This is a genomic window from Pseudomonas sp. JC1203 (genome assembly GCF_056175065.1).
In genome coordinates this window covers 199,482-226,011 of sequence record NZ_JBWCAM010000003.1, presented here as the reverse complement: position 1 = coordinate 226,011, position 26,530 = coordinate 199,482, and the positions used below count along the sequence as shown (strand labels likewise).

The 26,530-nt window shown below is 65.0% G+C and carries 26 protein-coding genes; 13 read left to right on the top strand and 13 right to left on the bottom strand.

The annotated features are described in order from the left end of the window. The first annotated feature begins 319 nt into the window (after window positions 1-319). The 3 genes from AC0SZ7_RS06395 to AC0SZ7_RS06385 are packed head-to-tail and all read left to right on the top strand — an operon-like array spanning window position 320 to window position 2,841. Window positions 320-1,072 carry a metal ABC transporter ATP-binding protein gene (locus AC0SZ7_RS06395; protein ID WP_475503583.1) on the top strand — a complete coding sequence of 251 codons (753 nt, stop codon included), beginning with the start codon at window positions 320-322 and terminating at the stop codon, window positions 1,070-1,072. Next, window positions 1,069-1,938, top strand: a complete 870-nt coding sequence (locus AC0SZ7_RS06390; RefSeq protein ID WP_475503582.1) for a metal ABC transporter permease — start codon at window positions 1,069-1,071, stop codon at window positions 1,936-1,938. Before AC0SZ7_RS06395 ends, AC0SZ7_RS06390 begins: the two co-directional genes overlap by 4 nt. A gap of 9 nt (window positions 1,939-1,947) precedes the next feature. Beyond that, window positions 1,948-2,841, top strand: coding sequence for a metal ABC transporter substrate-binding protein (locus AC0SZ7_RS06385; RefSeq protein ID WP_475503581.1), 894 nt, complete (start codon window positions 1,948-1,950; stop codon window positions 2,839-2,841). A 39-nt stretch (window positions 2,842-2,880) separates the two neighbouring features. Here the strand turns inward: AC0SZ7_RS06385 and AC0SZ7_RS06380 are convergent, their stop codons facing one another. Together AC0SZ7_RS06380 and AC0SZ7_RS06375 are read right to left on the bottom strand one after the other, a co-directional pair. Continuing rightward, window positions 2,881-4,128 (bottom strand): arsenic transporter, encoded by a 1,248-nt coding sequence (locus tag AC0SZ7_RS06380; protein WP_475503580.1) that lies wholly within the window; start codon window positions 4,126-4,128, stop codon window positions 2,881-2,883. After that, window positions 4,129-5,364, bottom strand: a complete 1,236-nt coding sequence (locus AC0SZ7_RS06375) for an MFS transporter (RefSeq protein WP_475503579.1) — start codon at window positions 5,362-5,364, stop codon at window positions 4,129-4,131. A gap of 191 nt (window positions 5,365-5,555) precedes the next feature. Here AC0SZ7_RS06375 and AC0SZ7_RS06370 point away from each other — a divergent pair, with 191 nt between their 5' ends. Next, a complete protein-coding gene (locus AC0SZ7_RS06370; RefSeq protein WP_475503578.1) occupies window positions 5,556-6,257 on the top strand; it encodes a tRNA (adenine(22)-N(1))-methyltransferase in 702 nt (233 codons plus the stop codon). A 100-nt stretch (window positions 6,258-6,357) separates the two neighbouring features. Here AC0SZ7_RS06370 and alkB read toward each other — a convergent pair whose 3' ends face one another. Genes alkB through AC0SZ7_RS06355 form a run of 3 tightly spaced genes read right to left on the bottom strand, consistent with a single transcriptional unit; the run spans window position 6,358 to window position 7,524 of the window. Further along, window positions 6,358-7,014, bottom strand: coding sequence for a DNA oxidative demethylase AlkB (gene alkB / locus AC0SZ7_RS06365; protein WP_475503577.1), 657 nt, complete (start codon window positions 7,012-7,014; stop codon window positions 6,358-6,360). 24 nt (window positions 7,015-7,038) lie between these two features. Then, window positions 7,039-7,200, bottom strand: a complete 162-nt coding sequence (locus AC0SZ7_RS06360; RefSeq protein WP_475503576.1) for a hypothetical protein — start codon at window positions 7,198-7,200, stop codon at window positions 7,039-7,041. A gap of 21 nt (window positions 7,201-7,221) precedes the next feature. Beyond that, complete coding sequence (locus AC0SZ7_RS06355) at window positions 7,222-7,524, bottom strand: DUF1883 domain-containing protein (RefSeq protein WP_027977603.1); 303 nt, start codon at window positions 7,522-7,524, stop codon at window positions 7,222-7,224. A 154-nt stretch (window positions 7,525-7,678) separates the two neighbouring features. Between AC0SZ7_RS06355 and AC0SZ7_RS06350 the strand changes: the two genes are divergently transcribed. Next, on the top strand, window positions 7,679-8,035 hold the full coding sequence (locus AC0SZ7_RS06350; RefSeq protein WP_475503575.1) for a hypothetical protein: 357 nt from the start codon (window positions 7,679-7,681) through the stop codon (window positions 8,033-8,035). A gap of 9 nt (window positions 8,036-8,044) precedes the next feature. Here AC0SZ7_RS06350 and AC0SZ7_RS06345 read toward each other — a convergent pair whose 3' ends face one another. Further along, on the bottom strand, window positions 8,045-8,323 hold the full coding sequence (locus AC0SZ7_RS06345) for a hypothetical protein (protein WP_475503574.1): 279 nt from the start codon (window positions 8,321-8,323) through the stop codon (window positions 8,045-8,047). A 327-nt stretch (window positions 8,324-8,650) separates the two neighbouring features. Here AC0SZ7_RS06345 and galU point away from each other — a divergent pair, with 327 nt between their 5' ends. The 8 genes from galU (at window position 8,651) to ahpF (ending at window position 18,366) form a co-directional block, all read left to right on the top strand. Then, complete coding sequence (galU, locus tag AC0SZ7_RS06340) at window positions 8,651-9,490, top strand: UTP--glucose-1-phosphate uridylyltransferase GalU (protein WP_027977606.1); 840 nt, start codon at window positions 8,651-8,653, stop codon at window positions 9,488-9,490. Between the two features lie 105 nt (window positions 9,491-9,595). Further along, the gene (gene gorA, locus AC0SZ7_RS06335; protein ID WP_475503573.1) at window positions 9,596-10,951 is read left to right on the top strand and encodes a glutathione-disulfide reductase; all 1,356 of its coding nucleotides are present in this window, start codon (window positions 9,596-9,598) and stop codon (window positions 10,949-10,951) included. 305 nt (window positions 10,952-11,256) lie between these two features. After that, window positions 11,257-11,799, top strand: coding sequence for a fimbrial protein (locus AC0SZ7_RS06330; protein ID WP_475503572.1), 543 nt, complete (start codon window positions 11,257-11,259; stop codon window positions 11,797-11,799). Window positions 11,800-11,865: 66 nt separating this feature from the next. Further along, window positions 11,866-12,585, top strand: coding sequence for a fimbrial biogenesis chaperone (locus AC0SZ7_RS06325; RefSeq protein WP_475503571.1), 720 nt, complete (start codon window positions 11,866-11,868; stop codon window positions 12,583-12,585). Beyond that, window positions 12,582-14,987, top strand: coding sequence for a fimbria/pilus outer membrane usher protein (locus tag AC0SZ7_RS06320; protein ID WP_475503570.1), 2,406 nt, complete (start codon window positions 12,582-12,584; stop codon window positions 14,985-14,987). The genes AC0SZ7_RS06325 and AC0SZ7_RS06320 overlap by 4 nt, the downstream gene beginning before the upstream one ends. After that, window positions 14,984-15,973 (top strand): fimbrial protein, encoded by a 990-nt coding sequence (locus AC0SZ7_RS06315; protein WP_475503569.1) that lies wholly within the window; start codon window positions 14,984-14,986, stop codon window positions 15,971-15,973. The genes AC0SZ7_RS06320 and AC0SZ7_RS06315 overlap by 4 nt, the downstream gene beginning before the upstream one ends. A 150-nt stretch (window positions 15,974-16,123) precedes the next feature. Beyond that, window positions 16,124-16,687: an alkyl hydroperoxide reductase subunit C gene (gene ahpC, locus AC0SZ7_RS06310; RefSeq protein WP_027977611.1), complete on the top strand. Its 564-nt coding sequence runs from the start codon at window positions 16,124-16,126 to the stop codon at window positions 16,685-16,687. Between the two features lie 116 nt (window positions 16,688-16,803). After that, window positions 16,804-18,366, top strand: a complete 1,563-nt coding sequence (gene ahpF / locus AC0SZ7_RS06305) for an alkyl hydroperoxide reductase subunit F (RefSeq protein WP_475503568.1) — start codon at window positions 16,804-16,806, stop codon at window positions 18,364-18,366. Between the two features lie 608 nt (window positions 18,367-18,974). Here ahpF and gloA read toward each other — a convergent pair. The 7 genes from gloA to AC0SZ7_RS06270 all read right to left on the bottom strand — a co-directional run bounded on the left by gloA (window position 18,975) and on the right by AC0SZ7_RS06270 (window position 26,530). Then, the gene (gloA, locus tag AC0SZ7_RS06300; protein WP_475503567.1) at window positions 18,975-19,493 is read right to left on the bottom strand and encodes a lactoylglutathione lyase; all 519 of its coding nucleotides are present in this window, start codon (window positions 19,491-19,493) and stop codon (window positions 18,975-18,977) included. 257 nt (window positions 19,494-19,750) lie between these two features. Next, on the bottom strand, window positions 19,751-20,116 hold the full coding sequence (locus AC0SZ7_RS06295) for a histone-like nucleoid-structuring protein, MvaT/MvaU family (protein WP_475503566.1): 366 nt from the start codon (window positions 20,114-20,116) through the stop codon (window positions 19,751-19,753). Window positions 20,117-20,548: 432 nt separating this feature from the next. Continuing rightward, window positions 20,549-21,487: a carbohydrate kinase family protein gene (locus AC0SZ7_RS06290; protein WP_475503565.1), complete on the bottom strand. Its 939-nt coding sequence runs from the start codon at window positions 21,485-21,487 to the stop codon at window positions 20,549-20,551. Window positions 21,488-21,504: 17 nt separating this feature from the next. After that, window positions 21,505-22,971 (bottom strand): xylulokinase, encoded by a 1,467-nt coding sequence (gene xylB, locus AC0SZ7_RS06285; protein ID WP_475503564.1) that lies wholly within the window; start codon window positions 22,969-22,971, stop codon window positions 21,505-21,507. A 4-nt stretch (window positions 22,972-22,975) separates the two neighbouring features. Continuing rightward, window positions 22,976-24,457, bottom strand: a complete 1,482-nt coding sequence (locus AC0SZ7_RS06280; RefSeq protein ID WP_475503563.1) for a mannitol dehydrogenase family protein — start codon at window positions 24,455-24,457, stop codon at window positions 22,976-22,978. Between the two features lie 15 nt (window positions 24,458-24,472). Further along, entirely contained in the window at window positions 24,473-25,576 is a 1,104-nt protein-coding gene (locus AC0SZ7_RS06275; RefSeq protein WP_475503562.1) for an ABC transporter ATP-binding protein, read from the bottom strand. Window positions 25,577-25,693: 117 nt separating this feature from the next. Further along, window positions 25,694-26,530 (bottom strand): carbohydrate ABC transporter permease, encoded by an 837-nt coding sequence (locus AC0SZ7_RS06270; protein ID WP_475503561.1) that lies wholly within the window; start codon window positions 26,528-26,530, stop codon window positions 25,694-25,696.

Sequence of the window (26,530 nt, the reverse complement as noted above, 5' to 3'; positions counted from 1 at the left end):
GCCCTGACCCCGCCGCCCCACGATCCCCGTAGCAGCACCTGTCTTGTGGGAGCTGGCTTGCCAGCGAGCTTTTATGGCCCCAACAGCTCGCTGGCAAGCCAGCTCCCACAGGCCGCATCCCATTCCCCACGATTTCATCAAACGGCACTGGACAGATCTCAATATTGCAATGTTATAGTGTAACAAATCTTGTCGAGTAACCCTCCGTGGCTCCCTATCCTCTCTCCACCCTGACCCGCTCCGCGCTCCAGCGCCTGGCCCTGTCATTGCTGCCCCTGGCCCTGCTGTGGGCCGCTGTCGCCTGGGCGGTGGCCATTCCATGAGCGCCGCCGTCATCCTTGAAGACCTGACCGTCACCTACGAACGCCGCGCTGCCGTGCACCACGTCAGCGGCCGGTTCGACGCCGGCAGCCTCACCGCCGTGGTCGGCCCCAACGGCGCCGGCAAGTCGACGCTGATCAAGGCTATCGTCGGTGTGATGAAGCCGGCTCAGGGCCAGGTACGCCTGGGCGGCCTCAGCGCTCGCGCCATCGGCTACCTGCCGCAGGCCGCCGAGATCGACCGCAGCTTTCCCATCAGCGTCGCCGACACTGTGGCAATGGGCGCCTGGGGCCAGATCGGCGCCTGGCACGCGCTCACCGGCGGCCAGGCCCGGCGCACTCGCGAGGCGTTGGTTGCCGTGGGGCTGGAAGGCTTCGAGGCGCGCAACATCGGCTCGCTGTCCTCCGGGCAGTTGCAACGCGTGTTGTTCGCCCGCCTGCTGGTGCAGGACGCACAACTGATTGTGCTGGACGAGCCCTTCACCGCCATCGACGCGCGCACCACCCACGACCTGCTGCGGCTGGTGCGCACCTGGCACGGCCAGGGCCGCACGGTGATCGCGGTGCTGCACGACCTTGAGCAGGTACGCGAACACTTCCCGCAGACCCTGTTGCTGGCCCGCGAAAACATTGGCTGGGGCGCCACCGCCCAGGTGCTGTGCAGCGCCAACCTGCGCCAGGCCCGCAACATGGCCGAGTTCTGGAGCGCCGATGCCGAGCTGTGCCACGCCGATACGGGAGAGCGCCCATGATGCTCTATACCAACCTGGTGCAGCCGTTCGTGGAGTTCGGTTTCATGCGCCGCGCGCTGGTGGCGTGCCTGGCGCTGGGCATTGGCTCGGGGCCGGTGGGCGTGCTGCTGATGCTGCGGCGCATGAGCCTGGTGGGCGACGCCATGAGCCACGCGGTGCTGCCGGGGGCGGCGCTGGGCTTTCTGGTGGCCGGCCTGTCGCTGCCGGCCATGGGCCTGGGCGGGCTGATCGCCGGGCTCACCGTGGCGCTGCTGGCCGGGCTGGTCAGCCGCCTGACCACGCTGAAGGAAGACGCCAGCTTCGCCAGTTTCTACCTGACCTCGCTGGCCGCAGGCGTGATGATCGTCTCGCTGCACGGCTCCAACATTGACCTGCTGCACGTGCTGTTCGGCACCATCCTGGCCATTGATGACCAGGCCATCTACATGGTCGCCGGCATCGCCTCGTTCACCCTGATGCTGCTGGCGCTGATCTTCCGGCCACTGGTGCTGGAGTGTTTCGACCCCGGCTTCCTGCGCGCCGTGGGCGGCCGCGGCTCGCTGTACCACGTGCTGTTCTTGCTGCTGGTGGTGCTCAATCTGGTGTCCGGTTTCCAGGCCCTGGGCACGCTGATGGCGGTGGGCATGATGATGCTGCCGGCCACCGCCGCGCGCTTCTGGGCCACCTCGCTGACCGCGCTGATGCTGATCTCGACCCTGATCGCGACGCTGTCAGGGCTGATTGGACTGATCGTCTCTTATCACTTGGGCGTGGCTTCCGGCCCCGCCATAGTGCTCACCGCCAGCGCTTTCTACGGCGTGTCGGTGCTGTTCGGTCGCAGCGGCATGCTGCGGCGCTTCTTCCCCCAACCCCACCTGTCAAACTGAAGGACCACCATGAAACGCACCCCCCTTGTGGCTGCCGCCGTGTTCACCCTGTCCGCGTTCAGCAGCCTGGCCCAGGCCAAGCCCCTGGAAGCGGTGGCCTCGTTCACCGTGATTGCCGACATGGTGCACACCGTGGGTGGCGAGCACGTGCACGTGACCTCGCTGATCGGCCCAAACGGCGACCCCCATGTGTACGAGCCGACCCCGGCGGATGCCCAGGCCCTGCGCCACGCCGACCTCACCTTCGTCAGCGGCCTGCACCTGGAAGGCTGGATGGACCGCCTGATCACCGCCTCGGGCTACCAGGGCACGCCGGTGGTGCTGTCCACGGGCATCAAGACCCGCAGCATGGAGGAGGACGGCCAGCAGATCACCGACCCGCACGCCTGGAACAGCGCCGCCAATGGCGTGGTGTATGTGCGTAACATCGTCGCCGCGCTGAAGCAGGCCGACCCCGCCGACGCCGCCGAATTCCAGGCCAATGGCGACCGTTACATCGACCAGTTGCAGGCGCTGGACCGCTACGCCCGCAGCGAGATTGCCAGCATCCCCAAGGCCCAGCGCAAGGTGCTGACTTCCCACGACGCCTTCGGTTATTTCGGTGATGCCTATGGCGTGACGTTCCTGTCGCCGCTGGGCTTCTCCACGGAGAACGAAGCGTCGGCGGCGGACGTGTCGAAGCTGATCCGGCAGATCAAGGGCGAGCACGTCAGCGCCTACTTCTTCGAGAACTCCGGCGACCCGCGCCTGGTCAAGCAGATTGCCGCGGCCACCGGCGCGCAGCCGGGTGGCGAGCTGTACGTGGAGGCCCTGAGCCCGGCGGACGGCCCGGCGCCCACCTACGCGAAGATGTTCCATTACAACGTCGACAAGTTGGTGGCGGCGATGAAGGCAGGGCATTGATCCCGAACGCAATCGCGTAGCAGCGGCCGCCACGCCGCGTCATATCAACGCCAGCGCCGCCAGCAACGCCGGCGGCATCACCAGCGCCCCCAGCCGCAGGAACCCCAGGGCGCTGACGTGCCCCCCCTCGCGCCGTACCGCGATCAGCCACAGCAGCGTCGCCAGCGAACCGGTCACCGACAGGTTTGGGCCCAGGTCCACGCCAATCAGCAACGCGGCGGTGGTGGCCGTGGGCAGCGGCGCGATCTGGTTCATTGAGCCGGCGATCAATCCCGCCGGCAGGTTGTTGATCAGGTTGCTGGCCACGCCAATCACTACGCCACCCAGCCAGCCGGCCTGGGTGGGTGACTGTGCGGCCAGCGCTGCCAATTCCCGCGCCAGCCAGGTGGTGAGCCCGGTTTGGGTCAGCCCGGCCACCAGCACGAACAGCCCGGCCACCAGCGGCAACACCCCCCACGCCACATGGCGCAGCACCGGCAGCGGGCTGGCGCGTTCCAGCAGGTGCACGCCCAGCACGGTGGCCAGGCCGGCGCAGAACGTTGGCAGCCCCAGTTGCCAGTCCAGTGCCGAGGCCAGCAATAACACTGCCGCCGTCAGGCCGATGCCCCAGGCCGTCAGCCGCGCGCTGGTGGTCAGCGGCTGCGTGGTGAACTCGGTAGCCAGCGGCGCGCGCAGCGCATGGCGCTGGGTGAAGCGCAGCACCGCGTAGGTCAGCACGATGGCGGCCAGCGACGGCAGGCCGAAGTGTGCCAGCCAGGTCAGCAGCGGCGGCATGTGGCTGCCGAACACCACCAGGTTGGCGGGGTTGGAAATCGGCAGCACGAAGCTGGCAGCGTTGGCGATGAAGGCACAGACGAACAGGTACGGCAGCGGCTCGGCGCGAGCCGCGCGGGCGGCTGCGTACACCGCCGGGGTCAGCACCACGGCGGTGGCGTCGTTGGACAGCAGTACGGTCACCAGGGTGCCGACCAGAAACACCAGGTCGAACAGCCGCGTTGCCGAGCCCCTGGCGTGGCCGGCGGCGACCATGGCCAGCCAGTCGAACAGGCCTTTCTGCCGGGCCAGTTCCGCCAGCGCCATCATGCCGATGAGGAACAGGTAGACGTCGGTGCCCTTGGCCACTGCCGCCAGCGCGCTGGGCAGCGGGATCAGCCCGGTGACGGTCAACAACAGCGCGGCGCCTGCGGCCCAGGCGTATTCCGGCGAGCGCCAGGGGCGCAGGACAATACCCAGGGTGGCCAGCAGGGCGACGGCCCAGATCAGCAGTTGCGTGGGGGTGAAGGGCATTCAGCGGGCTCGGGCAAGGGTAGGGGAAGTGTCTGTGGCGGGCAGTGTCTCCGGCATTTTCAACCACAGCAACAGCAATGCCGCGCAGGCCACTGCGGCCAGGGTCAGGAAGCCGGCGCTGTAGCCGCCCCATTGCACCACCAGCCCGGCTAGCCCGGCGCTCAGTGCGGCGCCCAGGCCGAAGACGGTGGTCACTGCGCCCAGGGCCACGTTGAAGTGGCCGGTGCCACGGGTCAGGTCCTTGACCATCAGTGGCAACAGCGCGCCGAACAGGCCGGCGCCGATGCCGTCGAGGGTCTGGATGGCCACCAGCCAGACAGCGTCATCGGACAGGGTATACAGCACCCCGCGCAACGGCAGAATCAGGAAGCCGGCCAGCAGCAGCGGCTTGCGCCCCCACTGGTCGGCGCGGGCACCGACCAGCCAGGCCATGGGCACCATCACCAGCTGGGCGGCGATGATACAGGCCGAGGTGAGTGGCGTGGCCAGGGCCAGGTCATGCAACGCCAGCTTCTGGCTGACCAGCGGCAGCATGGCTGCGTTGGCCAGGTGGAACAGCGCGCAGCACAGCGCCAGGGTACGCAGCGGGCGGTTGCCCAGCAGCACGTCGAGGGCCGGGGTGGTGGCGGCTTGCGCGGTGTGCGCAAGGCCGCGGGCCTGTTCATGGTCGATGGCGCTGGCGTCGATGCGCCAGGTGGCGAACACACTGGCCAACGCCATGAACGCCATCAGGTAAAACACTGCCGTGGGCCCCAGCCACAGGGCCAGGGCGCCGGCCAGTAGCGCGGCCACGGCGTTGCCGGCATGGTTGAAGCCTTCGTTGCGCCCGGTGCGGCGGGTGAACGCCTGCGGCCCCACAAGGCCCAGGGACAGGGCAGCGATGGCCGGGGCGAACACCGATGCCGCCACGGCGCTGAGCGACTGGGTGATGGCCACCCAGGTGAACGACGCGGTCCAGGGCAGCACCAGGCAGCTGGCGGTCACCAGCAGGGCGGCGATGATCACCGTGGCGCGCTTGGCGTGGGTGCCGTCGATGAGCGCGCCGGCGGGCGTCTGCGCCACCAGTGCGGCGAGGCCGGCCAGGGTCATCACCGTGCCGATCTGCGCGGCGGTCCAGTGATGTTCGGCCAGCAGGTAAATGGCCAGGTACGGCCCCAGGCCGTCGCGCACATCGGCCAGGAAGAAGTTCAGCGCGTCCAGCGCCACACCGCTCTGGTGGGACGAATTGGTGTTCAAGCGCAAGCCTCGGGGCGGGGCCGCGACCGGTGTGGACGGGCGTCACAATGACTGACCGAAGCGGCGCGCAAGTAGTTTCAGCGGCGCGCAAAAAATGCCTGTGCCAGTTGAAATCCCGGCAGCACCCCGACAGAATCGCCGCCCGATCCGGCCGCCAGGGCTGGACGTTCGCGGTAGCAAGGGGTTTGCAGTTGAACCAACAGACATTGTCCGCGCGCCTTGCGCGCGTGGCCGCGCAGGTGCCGGCCGGGGCGCGCCTAGCCGATATCGGCTCCGACCACGGCTACCTGCCGGTGGCGCTGCTGCGCCGTGGTGCGATTGCCGCGGCGGTGGCCGGCGAGGTGGCGCTGACGCCGTTCCAGGCGGCCCAGCGCACGGTGCGCGACAACGGCCTGGAGGCGCTGGTGACCGTGCGCCTGGCCAATGGCCTGGCGGCCATCGAGGCGGGCGACGGCATTACCGCCATCACCCTGTGCGGCATGGGCGGAGAGACCATCCGCGATATCCTCACGGCTGGCGCCACGCGGCTGAGCGGCCGCGAGCGGCTGATTCTGCAGCCCAATGGTGGCGAGCAGCCGTTGCGGCAGTGGTTGATGGACAACCACTACCGCATCCTCCACGAGGAAGTGCTGCGCGAGAACCGGTTCGACTACGAGATCATCGTTGCCGAACGCAGCGGGCCGGTCAGCTACAGCGACCGCGAGCTGTATTTTGGCCCGTTGCAACTGCAGGCGCGCAGCCCGGCGTTTTTGCTCAAGTGGCAGCATGTGCTGCGCCAGCGGCGTAAAACCCTGGCGCAGTTTGCCCGTGCGCGGCAGCCGGTGCCGGCGGCGAAGCTGGCGGAGGTGAACCAGCAGGTGGGGTGGATCAGCGAGTTGTTTGGCGCGCCCTGACGCCGCCTTCGGGTTCTGTGGGAGCTGGCTTGCCAGCGAGCTTTTGGGGCTTCAACAACTCGCTGGCAAGCCAGCTCCCACAAAAAACCGGTTGCGGTGCTCAACCGGCCTTGCGCAGGGTGAAGTTGATGCGCTGCGGGCCCATCACCGCGTGCGTGCCTTCCTTGAGCGGCAGCACGCCGTGGAAGCGCAGGCGATCCACGCCGCCCCATACCATCACGTCGCCGTGCAGCAGCGGCACCCGCAACGGGCGGTCGCTGCGCGCAAGGCCGCCCATCTGGAACATGGCCGGCAGGCCCAGGGACACCGACACGATGGGGGCGTCGTAGTCGCGCTCGTTTTTGTCCTGGTGCAGGGACATGCGCGCGCCGGGCACGTAGCGGTTGATCAGGCAGGCGTCGGGCACGAAACCTGCGAACCCTGCCTGCGCGGCGGCTTCGCTGGCCAGGCGGCGGAACACCTCGGGCAGGCTTGGCCAGGGCAGGCCGGTGCTTGGGTCGCGCGGGGTGTAGCGGTAGCCGTGGCTGTCGGTGGTCCAGCCCAGGGCGCCGCAGTTGCTCAGCGCCACCGACATGGTCTGGCCGCCGGGGGTGACCATGCGCCGGAACGGCGCGGCCTTGAGCACGCTGCGCAAGGGGGGCAGCAGCTCATCGACGAAAGGCAGGGCGAAGGCGCGCAGCACGAAGGTCTGCGGGCCTATTTGCTCGGCCCGTGGCGGCTGGCGCGTGGCCGCCTCGTCGAACAGTTCCAGGCTCATGGCATGGCAGGCGGGGCAGGGCGCCTACAGCGCCTTGCTGACGCGGATCTCGGTGATGGGCTCGTCGCTGTCACCGTGGATGGCCGCCAGGGCCGCCTGGGCTTCTTCCAGCGAGCCGGTTTCCAGGTGGGCGAAGTCCCAGCGGCGTTCGCCGTTGATTTTGTAATGGATCACGTACTTGGTCACGAGGGTTACCTGCGAAGGGAATCAGCTGAACTTGGAGGCCGAGCGGCGCACGATCTTGATCTTGTGGGTGAACGCCTTGCGGTGCGCGCCCATGGCCAGCTTGGCGCCGGTGGTGTCGATGGTGATGTTCCAGAAACCGGTGCTGGGCGCGGTGATCTTGGCCGGGAAGGTATCGAACTGGCCGCCATGGTAGGTGTGACGCCCGCCGTTCTTGAAGCTGCGGAAGTTGGCGTCGCTCATCAGGCGGATGTTGCAGCGCTGGGAGCACTCGATGACGACCAGGTCATCTTCGTTGAGGTGCTCGCGCTGGTGTACGAATTTCATGTGAATCTCCGGGATGCATCTTTTGGCAAACCAAAACGATACCATGGCAGGCTTCGCGACGCCGCGTTTCATGCAGTGCGCAGGAAAATTTGCGACCAGGTGGAGCAAATGGCCACTTGAGCGGTCACAGAGTCTTTTGCAAGGGAGTTCGTCTATGAAATGGGCGTGGGTGGCAGTGGTGGCTTTGCTGGGCGGTTGCGCCAGTGTCTCGGACATCGAGAAAACGCCCGAGACAATGGGCGTCATTTCCGGGAAATCGCCCCGCGAATACAGTGATTGCGTGGTCAAGCACCTGGCCCAGACCCGCAAGCCGTCGACGGTCGAACCCTGGCGTGAAGGGTACCGGGTGATCGTGCCGCAGAAACTGTCGTCGGACCCGGCGGCGGTTATCGACATCGAGAAGCGCTCCAACGACGGCAGCAGCATTCGGCTGCATGAACGTATCGCCAACGTGCCGATTCGCCCGCATGACGTGCAGCGGGCGGTTACGGCGTGTATCTCTGGCGAGTAGGGCTACGGGTTATTTGCACATGATGGTCAGGGTGCGGCTGGTGTAGTTGCCGAGGTCGGCGCCCAGGGTCTTGTCGCTGTCCTTGGGCCCGGCGCCGCTGGTGCCCACGGTGTCATAGCGGCCACTGGTGCAGGCGTCGGCGGCTTTCTGGTAGCAGGCATCCCAGGACGCGGCGGCGCCCGAGCAGTCGATGCTCACGCCCTGCTTGCCGTTCTTCAGCACCGTGGGGGTAGCGGACGCGCACCCACCCAGGGCCAGGACCGCGAAAAGTACCAGGAATCTGTTCATCGATTGTTTCATCACAGGAAAATGTGGAAGGGCGGCGGCACGAGCGGCGGCCATCCTGCCGGGGCGCAGGCTGCGCCATCGGGGACGCCTGATGCTATACAAGGCGGTGGGCGGCGAATAGCCCTGGCGTGAAATTCTGCCTTGCGCCTGGCGCAATTGCTGCTAAAACCAGTACGGTGGCGTAAATTTGTATCCCGCGCGGAACTATCCGTAACAGGTTTTCTCTATTTCTCCATTGGTTGGCCGGGGGGCGGGGCATTGTAACGTGGCCTCCGCCTGATTAGACTGCGCCGAAACTCGTAAGCACAGCCCTTTGTAAGGACTCATATGATCAAGAAATGCTTGTTCCCAGCAGCCGGTTACGGCACTCGCTTCCTCCCAGCGACCAAAGCCATGCCCAAGGAAATGCTGCCGGTGGTCAACAAGCCACTGATCCAATACGGTGTCGAAGAGGCATTGGAAGCTGGCCTGAACCAGATTTCCATCGTGACCGGCCGCGGCAAGCGCGCCCTGGAAGACCACTTCGACATCAGCTATGAGCTGGAAAACCAGATCAAGGGCACCGACAAGGAAAAATACCTGGTCGGTATTCGCAAGCTGTTGGACGAATGCACCTTCTCGTACACCCGCCAGACCGAAATGAAAGGCCTGGGCCACGCCATCCTCACCGGCCGCCCGCTGATCGGTGACGAACCGTTCGCCGTGGTACTGGCGGACGACCTGTGCGTGAACCTGGAAGGCGACGGCGTGCTGGCCCAGATGGTCAAGCTGTACAACCAGTTCCGTTGCTCGATCGTGGCCATCCAGGAAGTCGACCCGTCGGAAACCAACAAGTACGGCGTCATCGCCGGCGAAATGATTCGCGACGACATCTACCGCGTCAACAGCATGGTCGAGAAGCCAAAGCCTGAAGATGCGCCGTCGAACCTGGCCATCATTGGCCGCTACATCCTGACCCCGGACATCTTCGACCTGATCGAACAGACCGAGCCAGGCAAGGGTGGCGAGATCCAGATCACCGACGCCCTGATGAAACAGGCCCAGGCCGGTTGCGTGCTGGCGTACAAGTTCAAGGGCCAGCGTTTCGACTGCGGCGGCGCCGAAGGCTACATCGACGCCACCAACTTCTGCTTCGAAAACTTCTACAAGACCGGCAAGGCGTTCTGACGCCAGGCGGGTAAGCGCAGTACCTGACGCCGCGGCCCCCAAAGGCCGCGGCGTTTTCGTTTGCGCTTTGCGATATATTGGCCCTCTGCCAAGGAGACTCAAGCAATGGCCCACGATTTTGATCTGTTCGTAATAGGCGCCGGTTCCGGCGGTGTACGCGCGGCGCGCTTTGCCGCCGGTTTTGGCGCCAAGGTGGCCGTGGCGGAAAGCCGCTACCTGGGCGGTACCTGCGTCAACGTTGGCTGCGTGCCGAAAAAACTACTGGTGTACGGCGCCCACTTCGCCGAGGACTTCGAGCAGGCCCAAGGCTTCGGCTGGACCCTGGGCGAAGCCGATTTCAACTGGCAAACCCTGATCGGCAACAAGAACCGCGAGATCCAGCGCCTCAACGGCATCTACCGCAACCTGCTGGTCAACAGCGGCGTGACGCTGCTCGAAGGCCATGCGCGTATCGTCGATGCCCACCACGTGGAAGTCGATGGCCAGCGTTTCAGCACCGAACGCATTCTGATCGCCACCGGTGGCTGGCCGCAGATTCCGGACATTCCGGGCCGCGAGTACGCCATCACCTCCAACGAGGCGTTCTTCCTGCCCCAGTTGCCCAAGCGCGTGCTGGTGGTGGGCGGCGGCTACATCGCCGTGGAGTTCGCCGGGATTTTCCACGGCCTGGGCGCCGATACCACGCTGCTGTACCGCAAGGACCTGTTCCTGCGCGGCTTCGACCGCTCGGTGCGCGAGCACTTGAGCGAAGAACTGACCAAGCGCGGCCTGAACCTGCAGTTCAACAGCGACATCCAGCGCATCGACAAGCAGGCCGACGGCACCCTGGCCGCCACCCTCAAGGATGGCCGCGTGCTGGAGGCGGACTGCATCTTCTACGCCACCGGGCGCCGCCCGATGCTCGACAACCTGGGCCTTGAGAACGTCTCGGTGAAGCTCGACGACAAGGGCTTCATCGCCGTGGACGAGCAGTTCCAGACCAGCGAGCCGTCGATCCTGGCCCTGGGTGACGTGATTGGCCGCGTGCAGCTGACGCCGGTGGCCCTGGCCGAAGGCATGGCCGTGGCCCGCCGCCTGTTCAAGCCCGAGCAGTACCGCCCGGTGGACTATGCCTACATCCCCACTGCCGTATTCAGCCTGCCGAACATTGGCACCGTGGGCCTCACCGAGGAACAGGCGCTGGAGCAAGGCCATGAGGTGAAAATCTTCGAAAGCCGCTTCCGCCCCATGAAGCTGACCCTCACCGAGTGCCAGGAACGCACGCTGATGAAATTGGTGGTGGATGCCAACACCGATCGCGTCCTGGGCGTGCACATGGTCGGCCCGGAGGCCGGCGAAATCATCCAGGGGCTGGCGGTGGCCTTGAAGGCCGGCGCGACCAAGCAGGTGTTCGACGAAACCATCGGCGTGCACCCGACGGCAGCGGAGGAATTCGTGACCATGCGGACTGCTACACGCTGATACGTATCAAAATGTACTGCGTGTAAGGTTCAGGAGGTCTCGGTGGATCCCTTTCAGGGCATCTGCCGGGGCCTTTTTTTTGCCTTTTACGTTTCCAGTTACATCTTTTAAAACCGCGGTTTAGCGCTGCCATGCCGGGGTTGAAAATCCTTTCCGATAATCTCGGCACGTAGTTCCTACACGTTCGGCAGCTTCCTCTGACGTTCCTTTTGAGTAGCCAAATTACATACTGGCTGGGCGCACTACTGCGCTCCGGCAGCGATTGAACGCTGTCGGTCATCTCAATCTGGACGAGGAACACTTCCATGAAAACTCACTATGCTGCGTTGCTGGCTGGCGTTTGTGCCGTGCTGGCCCTGCCGGCTGCCATGGCCGCCGATGGCAAGATCCAATTCAACGGTGAAGTCACCGGCAGTACCTGCGACATCAACGCCGGCCATCCCGATTTAATCGTCACCCTGCCGCCTGTTTCCACTACCGCGCTGAAGGTGGCGGGTGCCGGGGCAGGCACCACTCGTTTCAACCTGGTGTTGAGCAACTGCGACCCCGATACCGGCAAGGTTGCCACCTACTTCGAGGCGGGTCCCACCATCAACCCTGATACCGGCCGGTTGATCAATGGTTTCGGTGTGAACCAGGCGAGCAATGTCGAAGTGGCCCTGCTCAATGACCGCGCCGAGCCGATGTTGCTGAACCGTGCAGCCGGGGCGCAGAACTCCCAGGTGGTGGACATCGCGGGTGGCGGCGCCTCGCTCGATTACTTCGCCCAGTACGTCGCTACTGCAGACAACAGCGTGACCGCTGGCCAGGTCAGTACTCACGTCTTCTACTCCCTCGTGTACCAGTGATAGACCTGCGCCGGCCCGGCTCTGCGCCGGCCGGCGCACCCCGTTGTGTGTGAAGGGAAGCCCTCGATGTTCAAACCTGTTCTTGTGCTGCTCGCCGCCTTGCTGCTGGCAGGGCCTGCCTGCGCCAGCGTGATCATTGGCGCCACGCGTGTGATCTACCCGGCTCATTCAGCCGAAGTGACGGTGCAATTGCTCAACCGCGACCCTACGCCTGCGTTGCTGCAGGTATGGGTGGACGAGGGGGATGCGAATGCCGATCCCCAGACCCTCAAGGTGCCGTTTCTGGTCACCCCGGCCATGTTTCGCATGGAGGCCGGCAACGGCCAGGCCTTGCGGCTGATGCACACCGGCGAGCCCCAGGCGGCCGACCGGGAAACCTTGTACTGGCTGAACGTGCTACAGATTCCGCCGCGCGGTGAGGAGGCCGGAAACTCGTTGCAGATGGCCATCCGTACCCGCATCAAACTGATATTCCGCCCTGATGGGCTCGCCGGCCAGGCCGCCCTGGCGCCTGCAGGCGTTGGCTGGACGGTGGTGCGCGACGGTGCGCAATGGTTCGTCGAGGCAAGCAACCCAAGCCCGTTCTTCGTCAACCTGGGCGCGGTCAGCCTGGAGGTCGCAGGCGGTATTCTGGACGCCGGTGCAGGCTACGTGCCGCCGCTGGGGCACATGCGCTTTGCGCTGCAGGGTAATCCTGGACGAGGCGGTACCGCCCAGGTGAGCTACATCGCCCTGGATGATTATGGTGCGGGTCGGCCCGGCAAGGTTGCGGTCGGGGTGCCATGAACTGCCTGTGCAAGCGCCTGCTGGCTGCGCTGGCGGGCGGTTATCTGCACATGGCCTGGGCCACCGAAGCCACCCATTTCGAGCAGCGTTTCCTGCGCCCCGGGGTTGCCGGCGATGTCGACCTGAGCGCTTTCGCCCAGCCGGCGCGGGTACTGCCTGGCGAATACTGGCTGCAGGTGGCGGTGAACCAGCAGCCGGTAGGGCGGCTGCTGGTTCCCTACCGGCTCGCCCCAGGCGAAGACAGCGCACAGGCCTGCCTCGATGTGCCGTTGCTGCGGCGCCTGGGCGTGGCGGTGGAGGCGTTGCCAGACGATGCCGCGCAGTGCCGCGCGCTGCATCAATGGATCGCCGAGGCCGCCGAGCACCTGGATTTTTCCGAGCAACGCCTGGCGCTCGACATTCCCCAGGCCTGGCTGGTGCGCCAGCCCAGTGGCTACGTGCCCGCCGACCTCTGGGACTGGGGCGTGAGCACCGCCTTCAGCAGCTACGACCTGAGCCTGTACGACGTGAACGGTGATCAGGGGGGCACCACCCAGGGGTATGCCGGGTTTTCCAGTGGGGTCAACCTGGGCACTTGGCAATGGCGCCACCAGGGTAATGTGTCGAGTAGCGGCGGCTATCAACCCCTGAGCCATTACCTGCAGCGCGAGCTGGCGCCTTGGGGCGCGCAGTTGCGCGTGGGCCAGGTTCGCACTCAGGGTGACCTGTTGGACGCCCAGCCCCTGCTGGGGCTGCACTTGTTCAGCGACGAGCGCATGCTGCCGGCCTCGCGCCGCGGCTTTGCACCGGTGGTACGTGGTGTGGCACGGGGCAGCGCCAGGGTGGCGATCCGTCAGGGTGACCGGCTATTGCGCGAGGTGCTGGTGCCCCCGGGCCCCTATGTGATCGACGACCTGTACAGCGCCAGCCAGGGGGCCGACCTGGCGGTCACCGTTACCGAAGCCGATGGCAGCAATCAGCATTTTACCGTGACCAACGCCGCCGCGCCGCTGGCTTTGCGCGCAGGGCAGTCGCGCTTTGGCCTGAGCGTGGGCCAGTTGGATGATCGTACGCTGGGCACCTCGCCGTGGTTTGGCCAAGGTACCTGGCAACGGGGTTTGAACGACCAGGTGACTGCTTACACCGGTGTGACCATGGCCGTTGAATACCGCCAGCTGCTGTTGGGCGCTGCGTTGAATACCACGGCGGGTGCCGTGGGCCTGGACGTGGCGCGCGCCCAGGCACAGTCGGCGCAGGGCGAGCGCCTGCGCCTGTCATACGCAACCGTGCTGACGGCCAGCGACACGCGCCTGGGGTTGGCCTATCAGCAGGCCACCAACCCTGGCTACCAGCCGATGGCTGAGGCCTACCGCCGGCAAACCGGGGCCTGGCACGAGCGTGCGCGTGCCTCGGCGTCGCTAAACCAGCCCTTGGGCAGCCGCTGGGGGCAGCTCAATGCCAGTGCCTGGCAGTCCAGCGCCTGGCAAGGCGCGGTTCGCCAAGGGTATTCGCTGGGGTATGCCCACCGCTTTGGTGTGCTCAGCTACAGCCTTGGCGCCAGTCGTGAGCATGACCGCCTTGGCGTGCAGGACACTGTGTGGCAGCTGAGCCTGAGCCTGCCTTTGGCCGAGCGCCAGGGCAGCCTCTCGGCCGGCGTCAACCACGGGGCGCTGGGTAGCCAGGCGCAGTTGGGCTTGCGCACCGGCAGCGAGCGCTTCAACTACGGCGCGACGGCCAGCGCCAGCGACCGCCCGGGCGCCGGCAGCGTAGCCGCTCATGGTGGTTGGCGCGAACCCTTTGGCGAGTTCAGTGCCTCGCTGGGGCAAGGCCAGCACAGCCGGCAGCTGTCGCTGGGCGCGCGCGGCGGCGTGGTCGCGCACCCGGGCGGTTTCACCTTGTCCCAGCCGTTGGCGGAAACATTCGCCGTGGTCCAGGTGCCCGATGCCAAGGGCGCACGGGTGGTCAACGGTAGCCAGCTGCGGGTCGACCGCAACGGTCATGCCGTGGTGCCGCACCTGGCGCCCTACCAGCTCAACCGCATCGACATAGACCCCAAGGGCTTGCCGCTGGAAGTGGAACTGAGCACCAACAGCCAGGAAGTGGCCCCCCGCGCCGGCGCGGTGGCGTTCGTGCGCTACCCGACCCGCTCGGGGCGCACGGCGGTGATCGAGCTGAGCCTGGCTGATGGCGGCACGTTGCCGTTTGGTGCCCAGGTCACCGATGCCAGTGGCGAGGTGCTGGGCAGGGTGGGGCAGGCCAGTCGCGTACTGGCCCGGGGCGTGCAGCGCCAAGGCCGACTGCACGCCCGTTGGGGCGAGCAGGGCAGCCAGGGCTGCGTCGCCGACTACGAAATCAAGGAGGAGGGCGCAGCGTGGCAGATGATCAGCGCGCTGTGCCTGCCAGAGCAAGGAGAGCGGTCATGAAAGCATTGATGAAACATGTTCTGGCCAGCCTGGTGGTCGTCGCCGGCGTGGCCCGGGCCGAGTGCGAATTCTACCCGGGCAGTGGCACGGCGGTGACCCAGGCGGTGCTGGCGGAACGCATCGTGGTGTCGGCGCAGATCAGTGATGGTGGGGTGCTGTTCAGCCAGAGTTTTTCCGGTGCTGGTGCCGGATTGCAGTGCAGCCAGGCCGATACCCTGGATGTCGGCTGGACCGTTGAACCCGGTCCCCAGCAGGGCGGTGATGGGGTTTATGCCACCAGCGTGCCAGGGGTGGGGTTGCGCATCAGGGAACTGGCCGAGCAGCAGACGCAGTACTGGCCACGGCGCGTCAGCCCGGTGAATGCCGGCCATTACACACCGTTTGCATCCTATATCGTTGAATTGATCAAGACCGGGCCTTTGCAGGAGGGGCGCCTGCAGCTGGCGAACCTGGCCGCTTCGCGACGTTATGGCACGCTCCAGGCTACTCGCCTGGAGCTTTCGGGCGCCCCGTTGGTGGTGCTCGATAAACCCACCTGCAGCGTGGCGCCCGCCAGCACCGAGCTCAGGGTCAACCTGGGCGAGCACCGCGCGCAGGATTTCAACGGGCCGGGCAGCGGCTCGCCACTGGTGCCATTCAGCGTGCGCATGAACTGCGAAGGCGGCGGTGGTGGCGGCAGGTTGTTCGTGTGGATGACCCTCACTGACGCCACCGACCCGGGCAACCGCAGTACCGTGCTCAACTTGAGCAACGATGCCACTGCCCGCGGCATCGGCGTGCAGGTACTGCGCGCCGATGGCCAGGTCGTCAGCCTGGGCGCCGATTCCAGCCAGCTCGGCAACCCTGGGCAATGGCACGCAGGCTCCGTGGCCCATGGCCAGGCAGTGTTCGAAGTGCCGCTGCGGGCGCGCTACATCCAGACAGCGCCGGCGGTTTCCGCCGGCAGCGCCGGGGCCCTGGCGACATTCACCTTCGCCTACAACTGATCTTCATGCAATTCTTCTATATATTAGGTTCCGTGATAGGGAAAACCAATCACGCACATCAGCTTTGCCAATGAGCGCTCGGGTGCTCACTTGGCTAGGATGAGCCCTACAAAGTTTTCACCCCCTTCGACAACCCATGGAGATTTACTGATGCCGATCATCAACAGCCAAGTCAAACCTTTCAAAGCCCAGGCTTACCACGGCGGCAAGTTCGTAGAAGTCACCGAAGCCGATCTGAAAGGCAAATGGTCTGTCGTGTTCTTCTACCCAGCCGACTTCACCTTCGTCTGCCCAACCGAACTGGGCGACCTGGCTGACAACTACGCTCAATTCAAAGACCTGGGCGTAGAGATCTACGGCGTGTCCACCGACACCCACTTCACCCACAAAGCCTGGCACGACACCTCGGAAACCATCGCCAAGATCCAGTACCCACTGATCGGCGACCCGACCCACGTCATCTCGCGCAACTTCGACGTGCTGATCGAAGAAGCCGGTATCGCTGACCGTGGCACCTTCGTGATCAACCCTGAAGGCCAGATCAAAATCGTTGAACTGAACGACGGCGGCGTTGGCCGTGATGCTTCCGAGCTGCTGCGCAAGGTCAAGGCTGCCCAGTACGTCGCTGCCCACCCAGGCGAAGTCTGCCCAGCCAAGTGGAAAGAAGGCGAAGCCACCCTGGCTCCATCGCTGGACCTGGTCGGCAAGATCTAAGACCTCATGACGATGATGAGTCGCGTCATCCCGTAACACCATCATCGCCCTGAAAGCGCCCGGGCGAATTCGCCCGGGCGTTGTTTTTTATACTGTATTGAAAAGGAATCGCCCGCATGTTGGACGCCAATCTTAAAGCCCAGTTGAAGTCGTACCTGGAACGGGTCACCCAACCGATCGAGATCGTCGCGTCCCTTGATGACGGCGCGAAATCCCAGGAATTGCTCGCCCTGCTGCGTGACATTCAGTCCGCTTCGGACAAGATCACGCTGCTGGACAATGGGAATGATGCGCGCAAGCCGTCGTTCTCCATCAACCGCCCTGGCGCGGATATCAGCCTGCGTTTTGCCGGTATCCCCATGGGCCACGAGTTCACCTCGCTGGTGCTGGCCCTGCTGCAGGTGGGCGGCCACCCTTCGAAAGCGAGCGCCGATGTGATCGAACAGATCGCCGGGCTCAAGGGTGAATTCAACTTTGAAACCTACTTCTCGCTGTCGTGCCAGAACTGCCCGGACGTGGTCCAGGCCCTGAACCTGATGGCTGTGCTCAACCCCAACGTGCGCCACGTGGCTATCGACGGCGCGCTGTTCCAGGCCGAAGTCGACGCCCGCCAGGTGATGGCGGTGCCCAGCCTGTACCTCAACGGTGAGGTGTTCGGCCAGGGCCGCATGGGCCTGGAAGAAATCCTCGCGAAGATCGACACCAGCGCCGGCGACAAGGCCGCCGAGAAACTCAACGCCAAAGAGGCGTTCGACGTACTGGTAGTGGGCGGTGGCCCGGCCGGTTCCGCAGCGGCCATCTACGCCGCGCGCAAAGGTATCCGCACCGGCGTTGCTGCCGAGCGCTTTGGCGGCCAGGTGCTGGACACCATGGCCATCGAAAACTTCATCTCGGTACAGCACACCGAAGGCCCGAAACTGGCCGTGGCGCTGGAAGAACACGTCAAGCAGTACGACGTCGACATCATGAACCTGCAGCGCGCCGAGGCGCTGATTCCGGGCAAGGACGGCCAGCTGCATGAAGTGCGCTTCGCCAGCGGCGCGAGCCTGAAGGCCAAGACCGTGATCCTGGCCACCGGCGCGCGCTGGCGCGAAATGAACGTGCCAGGCGAGAAAGAGTACCGCAACCGCGGCGTGGCCTACTGCCCGCACTGCGACGGCCCGCTGTTCAAGGGCAAGCGCGTGGCGGTGATCGGCGGCGGCAACTCGGGTGTCGAGGCGGCCATCGACCTGGCCGGTATCGTTGCCCACGTGACCTTGCTCGAATACGACAGCCAATTGCGTGCCGACGCGGTGCTGCAGCGCAAGCTGCACAGCCTGCCCAACGTCACCGTGATCACCAGCGCCTTGACCACCGAAGTGACTGGCGATGGCCAGAAGGTCAACGGCCTGCGCTACAAGGACCGTCAGGGCGGTGAAACCCACACCGTGGAGCTGGAAGGTATCTTCGTGCAGATTGGCCTGTTGCCAAACACCGATTGGCTCAAGGGCACCATCGAGTTGTCGCCGCGTGGCGAGATCATGGTGGATGCGCGGGGTGAGACGGACTTGCCGGGTATTTTTGCGGCGGGGGATGTGACCACGGTGCCGTTCAAGCAGATCGTGATTGCGTTGGGGGAGGGGGCCAAGGCTTCGTTGGCGGCGTTTGATCACTTGATTCGGACTTCTGCGCCGGCCTGATTGCATCTGGCCATAAAAAAGCCCGCTGACCGTGAGGTCTGCGGGCTTTTTTAATCCCCGCAGAACGCGAAAACGCCGCGGACTGCGTTTGATCTTGATCCCGTGCGGCCGTTGATCTTGATGGTGTTCCCCATAAAGCGTCAGGGCCGACTGGAGTAATGGATATGTTCGCGGATTCTGTATCCCGCTTCGGCGATGTCGAATATATCCATTTTCGCGGTGCGACCACCGACCGTTTCGGCCTTACGCCGACTCACTTTTTTTCAGACGCCAAAAAAAGTAAGCAAAAAACGCTTGCCCCTGCTTGGGCCCTACGCTGCGCTACGGGTCCCCTCCTTCCGGCGCCGCTCAACGGGCAGACGGTACCCGCTATAGAAGCCTGCGGGTTACCGTCTCTTCGGCCTGCGGCCTCGGCCCTTCGGGCAGCCCGTTGATCGACGCCTCCAATCGGCCCGGGCGCTTTACGGGGCATACAATCAAGATCAGAAGCCAGATCAAGATCACAAGCAGATCACAAGCAGATCACAAGCAGATCACAAGCAGATCACAAGCAGATCACAAGCAGATCACAAGCAGATCAAACGCGGTTGCGCGGCGCTTGGCTGGGTTTAGAAGTTCGGCTGGATAATCTCTACCCAGTAAGCATCCGGGTCCTTGATAAACGCAATATTCTTCATGCGCCCATCAGTCAAACGCTTCTGGAAGTCCACGCCCAGCGCTTCAAAGCGCTCACACGCCGCCTGAATGTCAGGCACCGACACGCAGATGTGACCAAACCCACGCGGGTCGGTGTTGCCGTTGTGGTAAGCGAAGTCGGCGTCGTTTTCGGTGCCGTGGTTGTGGGTCAGTTCCAGGATGCCTGGCATCGACTTCATCCAGGTGTGGCGCTGGGCGTCGTCGGTCGGGATCTGGGCCTTGTCCACCAGGGCCAGGAAGTACAGGCTGAACTCGGCTTCAGGGAAGTCGCGTTTTTCAACCAGGCTGAAACCCAGCACGCGGGTATAGAAGTCCAGCGACTTCTCGATGTTCTTCACGCGCAGCATGGTGTGGTTGAAGACGAAGTTGCGGGTGGCGGCATCAGGTTCGGCGGTGACGCCAGGGAAGGTGTTCAAATCGTGCAGGCTCATGGGAACTCCAGAACAGGAAAAAAGAATATCGACGCAACGACCGGGCATGGCGCCGTGGCGGGATAAGAGTTCTTGTAAGGGCTGCCATGATACGCAACTGTAGCGCCCAGGCCAAATGCCAAGTGGGGAAATAGCAAATCGCAGGCAATAAGAAGCCCGCCGAAGCGGGCATTGGGGCGCTATTCCATTAGCAGATTCCATCCTGGAAGATCCGGTGTGAAAATCCTGTGAAAAAAAATTGTCCGCCCCACCTTTCGTCAGCCGCGTAGCCAGCTTTCAACCGTGTCGCGCCCGTACTGCAGCTTCCACGCCTTGAGGCCGCGGTGGTTGCCGCCCTTGGTCTCGATCAGCTCGCCGGTGTGGGGGTTCTCGTAGACCTTCACCACGCGTGGCCGGCGGTGTGCGCGCACGTGCTGGAAGGGCTGGCGCGGCAGGTCGCGGTTGGGGTCGAGGATGGCGACCACGTCGCGCAGCCCCTTGTCGTACTCCTTCATCAGTGCCTGCAGCTTGTGCTCGAACTCGATTTCCCTTTTCAAACCGGCGTCATTCTTCAGGGATTCCAGCTGGGCAAGCTGGGCCTGTAGGGCTCTTTCTGCGGCGCGGAACTCGGCGAGTCTGGACACTTTTATTCTCCAATCATCTATTAAGGCCTGGCGGGCTGTGGTGGGGCGACAGTGGCCTTGCGACGGCGCCTGGGGCCAACTTGCAATGTCACGGAATTGATAATTCGATGGTCCTGCGGCAACAGAGAATAGTGGCAGCCAGTGCCTCTGTAAATGGCGTATTTAAATGTTTTGTGCGAACAGCGAATTGTTTTATCCATGAAGCGGCGGGGGTGTTGGTCAATTCGCGGTGCAGATGTAGGACGTCAAGTTTTGAAGTTTCCGATAATGCTGTAAGAACTTTCTGAGCGTGACTGATAAGTTTCCGATTAGGTATTAATCAATTAGTGCAAGTTCGTTATTGGGCGATTGGCTGCAAGCCTTGAAACACGGGGTTTTGCCATGGCCGGATGGCCGGCCGGGGTACGGGCGTACCCCGGGCGGAAGGGAAAGTCAGCTCAGCTGGTGGCGGTAGGGCAGGTCAGGGCCGACCTTCGCACAGGTGAGCGCCGCCGCCTGCACCGCGAAGTGCAGAATTTCCTGAAGTTGCTCCCGTTGCAGCGTCGCCAGGCCACGTGGCGAGTCCAGTTGGTGCTCGGCCAGCCACGTCAGCAGGGCCGCCTGGAAGGTGTCGCCGGCGCCCACGGTGTCGGCCATCGCCACCGCTTGCGCGGGTGCGCTCAGGTGGCCGTGCTGGCGGCTGTACACGCTGGCGCCGTCAGCGCCTTGGGTGACGAATACCAGCTGGCAGTGCTCGTTGAGCCATTGGCCGGCGATGTCGTCGGGGGTGCGGTCGGGGTACAGCAAGGCCAAGTCCTCGGCGCTGACCTTGATCAGGTGCGCAAGGCCCGCGAATTCGCCGATGCGCCGCCGCCACAGGCCGATGTCCGGGGCTGGATTGAGGCGCACGTTGGGGTCCAGGCTGATCAGGCGCTGGTCGTGTTCGCGCCGCGCCAAGGCCAGCAGCGTGCTGCCCACCGGTTCCACCACCAGCGAGAACGAGCCGAAGTGCAGGCCGTGCACGCTGTCGTCCAGCACGGGCAGGTGGGCCAGGGTCAGCAGCCGGTCGGCGCAGCCCTGGCCGCGGAAGCTGTACTGCGGGCTGCCGTCGGCGCCCACGGCGACCATGGCCAGGGTAGTGGGCGCATCGAAGCCGTGCAGGTAGTGGTCGGCCACCCCTTCGCCGGCCAGCACCGTACGCAACCGTTGCCCCAGAAAGTCGTCGGACACCCCGGCGAACAGCGCCGAGCCCACCCCCAGGCGCGCCAGGCCCACTGCCACGTTGAAGGGCGAGCCGCCGGCCACCGCCTCATAACCCAGGCGCGCGGCCTGGCCATAGCGCTCGGGCTCGCAGAAAAAATCGAACAGTGCTTCGCCACACACCAGATACATAATGACTCCCTATGAATTCACAGCGCCTCAAGGCGCTGACGATAGTGCCGGTACGCCTGTTCGTAGGCCTGCACGTTGGCGGCAATCGGCTGCGCGCCGTGGGCAGGGTCCAGCTGCACGCAGCGCTGGCACAGGCTGGCCAGCTCGCCTGCGCCGTCGCACCAGGCGGCCTGGATGGCCGCGCCCAGGGCGGCGGCCTCGGTGTGCCGGGGGCAGGTGACTTCGGTGTTCATGATGTCGGCCACCATCTGCCGCCAGACCGCGCTGCGTGCACCGCCGCCGATCAGGCGGATACTGTGGCTGGCCAGGCCCCCTGCGCGCAACAGGTCCAACCCGTAGCGCAGGCCGAAGGTAGTACCTTCCACCGCGGCGCGGCACAGGTTGGCGGCGTTCAGGTTGGCGGCGGTCAGGCCCTGCAGGCTGCCGGTGGCCAGGGGCAGGGCGGGCACGCGCTCGCCGTTGAGGAACGGCAGCATCAGCACGCCGTCGGCGCCGATGGGGGCCGTTTCCACCTGGCGGTTGAAGGCCTCGATGCTCAGGGCGAACAGCTCGCGCACGGCGCTGGTGACGTTGGTCAGGTTCATGGTGCAGATCAGCGGCAACCAGCCACCGCTGGAGGAACAGAAGGTCGCCACCTCGGGCTCGGGGCTCACCGTGGGCTCGGCGCTGTAGGCGTACACGGTGCCCGATGAGCCCAGGCTCATGGTCACCACGCCCGGCTGAATGTTGCCGGTGCCGATAGCGCCCATCATGTTGTCGCCGCCACCACTGGCCACACGCACCTGCGGGCTCAGGCCCAGGCGCCGCGCCACGTCGGGCAGCAGCGTGCCGACGCTGTCGCGCGGGCCAATCAACTCCGGCAGCGCCTGCTGCAGGCGGCCGTCGGGGTCGATGTCGCGCAGCAGTTGCACATCCCACTGGCGGTTGCGCACGTCGAAGTAGCCGGTGCCGGAGGCGTCGCCATACTCGGCGCAGGCGCGTCCCGTCAGCCAGAAGTTCAGGTAGTCGTGGGGCAACAGGATGCGCGCAATGCGGCGGAACACGTCGGGGTGTTCTTCCTGGGTCCATAGCAATTTGGACACGGTGTAGCCGGGGGCGATGGCCACGCCCAGGCGCTCCAGCGACCCCTCGGTGCCACCCAGTTGTTCGAGCAGGCGCTGGTTCTGCACGGTGGACTCGGTGTCGCACCACAACTTGGCGGGGCGCAGCACCTGGCCGCTGGCGTCCAGCAGCACCAGGCCGTGCTGTTGCCCCGATACGCCCAGGCCGCGCACCTGCTTGCCGTCGACGCCAGCCTCGGCCAGCGCCTGGGCCACCGCCGTGCACAGCGCCTCCACCCACTGCGCCGGGTCCTGTTCGCGGCGGCCATTGGCGGCGCTGATCATGTCATGGTGTGCGCTGCCCTGGCCCAGTACCTGGCCGCTGGCCGGGTCCAGCAACAGCGCCTTGGTGCCTTGGGTGCCGCAGTCGATGCCCAGGTACATAGGCTTATTCCTCGTAGCTGAGCAGGCGTTCCAGGGTCTTGTCGACCCCCAGTTGGCGCAGGTGCTTGAGCTGGTTTTCGAAGGCAGCGACAAAGGCCGCCGACTGCGGAATGGCCTTGCCGAAAATCTCTTCCACGCCCAGCAGGCGCTGGGTCAGCATTACATCATCGGCTACCAGCGCCTGGCAGAACTCCGCGCGCGGGTCGGGAATCTTGTAGTGGGTGCCGTTTTCATCCACGCCCTTGAGGTACAGGGCCCAGGCAGCCACCACCAGGGCGGCGCGGTCCAGCGAGGCGCCGGCTTCGATGAGCTTGTTGAGGGTGGGCACGGTGAACTTGGGGAATTTCGACGAGCCGTCCGAGCACACCCGCTCCAACTGGTCGGCGATGGCCTGGTTGCTGAAGCGCTCGATCAGGGTGTCCTTGTAGCCTTCAAGGTCGATACCCGGCACCGAGGCCAGCTGCGGGGTCACGTCGCGGTCCATGTAGGCGCGGATGTAGCGCACGAACAGCGGGTCGTTCATGGTCTCGTGGACGAAACGGTAGCCTTTCAGGAAGCCCAGGTAGGTGAGCGCCAGGTGGCTGCCGTTGAGCAGCTTGATCTTCATTTCCTCGTAGGGGGTGACGTCGTCGGTGAACTGTACGCCGACCTTCTCCCACGCCGGCCGGCCGTTGCCGAACTTGTCTTCCAGCACCCACTGCACGAAGGGTTCGCACACCACCGGCCAGGCGTCGTCGACACCGTGCTGCTCAAGCAATTGGCGTTTGTGCGCGGCGCTGGTCATGGGCGTGATGCGGTCGACCATGGCGTTGGGGAAGCTTACGTGGCGGGCGATCCAGTCGCGCAGGGCCGGGTCGCGCAGGTCGGCGAACGCCAGCAGTGTTTTGCGCGCCACGGCGCCGTTGTGCGGCAGGTTATCGCAGGACATCACCGTGAACGCCGGAGTGCCGGCGTCACGCCGTTTGGCCAGGGCCGCGCAGAGGAAGCCGAACACCGTGCGCGGCGCCTCTGGGTGGGCCAGGTCGTGCTGGATGGCCGGCAGGTGCGCCATGAACTCGCCGGTGCTGTCGTCGATGCAGTAGCCGCCTTCGGTGATGGTCAGCGAGACAATGCGAATGGCCGGGTCGGCCAGCTTGTCGATCAGCGCCTGGGGGCTGTCCTCGCCCAGCAGCATGCCGCTGATGGCAGCGATTACCCGCACTTCGTGGCCGGTGCCGTCGCCCAGTTCCACCAGGGTGTAGAGCGAATCCTGGGCCTTGAGTGCGTCGTGCATGGCGCGGTCGTCGCTGCGCAGCCCGGCGCCGCAAATGGCCCAGTCCAGGCCCTCGCCGGTGTTCATCAAGGCGTCGGTGTAAAACGCCTGGTGGGCGCGGTGGAAGCCGCCCACGCCAATGTGCACGATGCCTTGGCGGGTGTCGGCGGTGGCATAGCCGGGGCGCTTGATGTGCGCCGCCAGTTTATTCAGGTTGTCGCGGGTCAGTTTCATCGCTAGGGGTCCTCGTCAGGCCGCGGCCAGCAGCGGCTTGGCCACGGCGATGCCTTGGGCATCGAACAGGTGGCAGTGGGTGGGGTCCAGGTGCAGGTTCAGGCGCTCGCCATACTGGCTGGCCAGGTCACCGCGAATACGCAAGGTCAGCGGCTCGCCGGAGTCGGTGACCACGTGGCAGAAGGTGTCGCTGCCCAGCCGCTCGCCGACATCGGCGGTCACCGCCAGGCCGGGCTGCCCCGGTTGCGCCAGCTCCAGGTGCTCGGGGCGAATGCCCAGGGTTACCTCGCTGCCCACGCTGAGGCTGGCGCTGCTGCGCGGCAGGCTGATGCGCGTGCCGGCAGCCAACTCCACTTCGCAGCCGTGGCTGTCGACGCGGCTGACGCGGCCCTTGAGGAAGCCCATTTTCGGCGTGCCGAGGAAGCCGGCGACGAACAGGTTGGCCGGGTGGTGGTACAGCTCCAGCGGCGACCCCACCTGTTCGATGCGCCCGGCGCTGAGCACCACCACCTTGTCGGCCAGGGTCATGGCTTCCACCTGGTCGTGGGTGACGTAGATCATGGTGGCCTGCAGTTCCTTGTGCAGCCGCGCCAGTTCCAGGCGCATCTGCACGCGCAGGGCGGCGTCGAGGTTGGACAGCGGCTCGTCGAACAGGAAGATGCGCGGGTTGCGCACGATGGCGCGGCCGATGGCCACGCGCTGGCGCTGGCCGCCCGACAGCTGCTTGGGCTTGCGCTCCAGCAGCGGCGCCAGTTCCAGGATGCGCGCGGCTTCGTCGACCTTGCGCTGCACTTCGGCCTTGTCGGCGCCGGCCAGGTCCAGGGCGAACGACATGTTCTTGCGCACGCTCATGTGCGGGTACAGGGCGTAGGTCTGGAACACCATGGCCAGGTCGCGCTTGGCCGGGCTTACCTGGGTGATGTCGCGGCCGTCCAGCTCGATGGTGCCGCCGGTGACCTCTTCAAGGCCGGCGATCAGGCGCAGCAGCGTGGACTTGCCGCAGCCCGAGGGGCCGACGAACACCACGAATTCCTTGTCGTTCACCTGCAGGTCGATGCCCTTGATGATGGACAGGCCCTCGAAGCCCTTTTGCAGGTTTTTTATTTTCAATGTGGCCATGGGATCACTCCTGCCAGTCTGAATGTGTGGGAGCTGGCTTGCCAGCGAGCTGTTGGGGGCCTGAAAGGCTCGCTGGCAAGCCAGCTCCCACAGAGAATTCCCGAAACAGTGGAAACATCATTTGACGGCACCGAAGGAAAGGCCGCGCACCAGCTGCTTCTGGCTGATCCAGCCAAATATCAGGATCGGCGCACACGCAAGCGTCGACACCGCCGACAGCTTGGCCCAGAACAAGCCTTCGGGGCTTGAGTACGAGGCAATCAGCGCAGTCAGGGGCGCGGCGTTCGAGCTGGTCAGGTTCAACGACCAGAACGCCTCGTTCCAGCACAGAATCAATGACAGCAGCAGTGTCGAGGCCAGCCCGCCCTTACTGATCGGCAGCAGCACCCGTACCATCTCCTGCAGCAATGTGGCACCGTCCAACCGCGCCGCTTCGAGGATGTCGCGCGGGATGTCCTTGAAGTAGGTGTACACCATCCACACCACGATCGGCAGGTTGATCAGGGTGTAGATCACGATCAGCACCAGCTTGCTGTCCAGCAGGCCGAAACCCTTGGCCAGCAGGTAGATGGGCATCAGCACGCCCACCGGCGGCAGCATCTTGGTGGACAGCATCCACAGCAGCGTCTGCTTGGTACGCTTGGTCTCGTAGAAGGCCATGGAGTAGGCGGCTGGTACCGCGATCAACATGCACAACAGCGTGGCGCTGAAGGAGATAAGCACCGAGTTCCAGGCGAAGTGGAAGTAGTCGCTGCGCTCCTGGATGTGGATGTAGTTCTCCAGCGTCGGGGTGAAGATGAACTGCGGCGGCGTGGCGAAGGCATCGATCTCGGTCTTGAAGCTGGTCAGCACCATCCAGAAGATGGGGAAGAACAGCAACAGCGCGATGGCCCAGGCCAGCAGGCCCAGCAGTACGCTTTGCAGGCGCCGGTGTTGCTTGAGTGTCAGGGTCAT